Source organism: Psychrobacter sp. Cmf 22.2 (assembly GCF_001921745.1).
In the GTDB taxonomy this organism is placed as follows: Bacteria; Pseudomonadota; Gammaproteobacteria; order Pseudomonadales; family Moraxellaceae; genus Psychrobacter.
Map to the genome: position 1 here is coordinate 1 of NZ_MRYA01000015.1, position 1,240 is coordinate 1,240.

A 1,240-nucleotide genomic window follows, 5' to 3' on the forward strand; every position below is an offset into this window, starting at 1 on the left:
CAAACAGCCGTCTTAGCTGAATGAATGACTCTTAGTCGTTTACGCTAGCAACAACACCAGCACCTACAGTACGGCCGCCTTCACGAATAGCGAAGCGTAGGCCTTTGTCCATAGCGATTGGGTGGATAAGCTCTACGCCCATCTCAACGTTGTCACCAGGCATAACCATCTCTGTACCGTCTTGTAATTGGATTGCGCCAGTTACGTCAGTGGTACGGAAGTAGAACTGTGGACGATAGCCGTTTAGGAATGGTGTGTGACGACCACCCTCTTCTTTTGACAGTACGTATACTTCAGCGTCAAACTTGGTGTGCGGGGTGATTGAACCTGGCTTGGCTAGTACTTGGCCACGTTGTACGTCTTCACGCTTGGTGCCACGTAGTAGTACGCCACAGTTTTCGCCAGCACGACCTTCGTCAAGCAGTTTACGGAACATCTCGACACCAGTACAGGTGGTTTTTTGCGTGTCACGAATACCAACGATTTCGATCTCGTCACCAACTTTTACGATGCCTGATTCAACACGGCCAGTCACTACGGTACCACGACCTGAGATTGAGAATACGTCTTCGATTGGCATTAGGAATGCTTTGTCAACGTCACGCTCAGGCTCTGGGATGTAGGTGTCTAAGGTTTCTAGTAGCTCGACAACTGCTGGTTCGCCATATTTGCCGTCGTCGCCTTTTAGGGCTTGAGTGGCTGAGCCTTTCATGATTGGGGTGTCGTCACCTGGGAAGTCGTAGTCGTTTAGTAGTTCACGGACTTCCATTTCGACAAGCTCTAGTAGCTCTTCGTCGTCGACTAGGTCGCATTTGTTCATGAAGACGATGATGTACGGTACGCCAACCTGACGTGATAGCAAGATGTGTTCACGCGTTTGGGGCATTGGGCCATCAGTTGCTGATACGACTAGGATGGCGCCATCCATTTGTGCGGCACCAGTGATCATGTTTTTGACATAATCGGCGTGACCTGGGCAGTCAACGTGTGCGTAGTGACGAGTGTCGGTGTCATACTCTACGTGTGAGGTGTTGATGGTGATGCCACGTGCTTTTTCTTCAGGGGCTGAGTCAATTGACGCGTAGTCTTTGGCTTCGCCGCCTGAGGTTTTCGCTGCTACGGTTGCGATAGCAGCAGTTAGAGTTGTTTTACCGTGGTCAACGTGTCCGATGGTGCCGACGTTGACGTGTGGCTTGTTGCGTTCAAACTTGGCCTTTGCCATGGGTATTTCCTCTTTATT

Annotated in this window: 1 protein-coding gene; it reads right to left on the reverse strand. The window is 50.5% G+C overall.

Annotated features, from left to right (window positions below; all coding sequences use genetic code 11):
- Positions 1–31 precede the first annotated feature (31 nt).
- Positions 32–1,222: an elongation factor Tu gene (tuf, locus tag BTV98_RS13135; RefSeq protein WP_058369537.1), complete on the reverse strand. Its 1,191-nt coding sequence runs from the start codon at positions 1,220–1,222 to the stop codon at positions 32–34.
- Positions 1,223–1,240: the final 18 nt, after the last annotated feature.

Coding starts and splice junctions, on each gene's coding strand:
- tuf (WP_058369537.1), bottom strand. CDS start 1,222: ATGGCAAAGGCCAAGTTTGAACGCAACAAGCCACACGTCAACGTCGGC.